Source organism: Tersicoccus phoenicis (genome assembly GCF_001968835.1).
Lineage (GTDB): Bacteria > Actinomycetota > Actinomycetes > Actinomycetales > Micrococcaceae > Tersicoccus > Tersicoccus phoenicis.
In genome coordinates, this window is sequence record NZ_MRDE01000044.1 from 1 (window position 1) to 556 (window position 556).

Sequence of the window (556 nt, forward strand, 5' to 3'; positions counted from 1 at the left end):
CGAACAAGGAAAGAATTGGTTAATCGAACAGATGATGCACTTCAATGGCGGTATACTTATCATTAGTCATGATCGTGATATTTTGGGCAATGTAGATGATATCTTGGAGCTGAATACTCTCGGTCTACATCATTACGGCGGTGCCTATGAGGTCTACGCGAAACAGCGCGCAAGTGAGCTAAATAGTTTGGATCGCCACATCGAGCATGCTAATTCAGAGATCAAGCTCATGCGGCAGACCATGCAAAATAATCGGGAAAAAGCTCAACAACGTGCTAGTCAAGGTAAACAGATTGCTCGTTCAGGTAGCCAGGCTAAAGTTATCCTGAATACCTTAAAGCATAGTGCTGAGCGTTCCAGCGGTTCTCGGGAAAGTAATCAGAACCGTAAATTGCTGCAGATGCAGGATCAGTTCAGCACTCTGAATAGGAAACATGAGTTATTTAAGCAGCAGAGCCTGTCCTTGGGAAAAGTAGAAAAACGCGCCTTACGTATTTTGGACATCACAGAAGTGCGTCTGCCCTATATTCAACATGAAAACGAAATCACATTTTCT

Annotated in this window: 1 protein-coding gene; it reads left to right on the forward strand. The window is 43.5% G+C overall.

Features of this window, described 5'->3' with window-relative positions; genetic code table 11:
- Nucleotides 1-31: 31 nt before the first annotated feature.
- On the forward strand, nucleotides 32-556 hold a 525-nt coding region (locus tag BKD30_RS15855; protein WP_218189270.1), incomplete at its 3' end, for a hypothetical protein.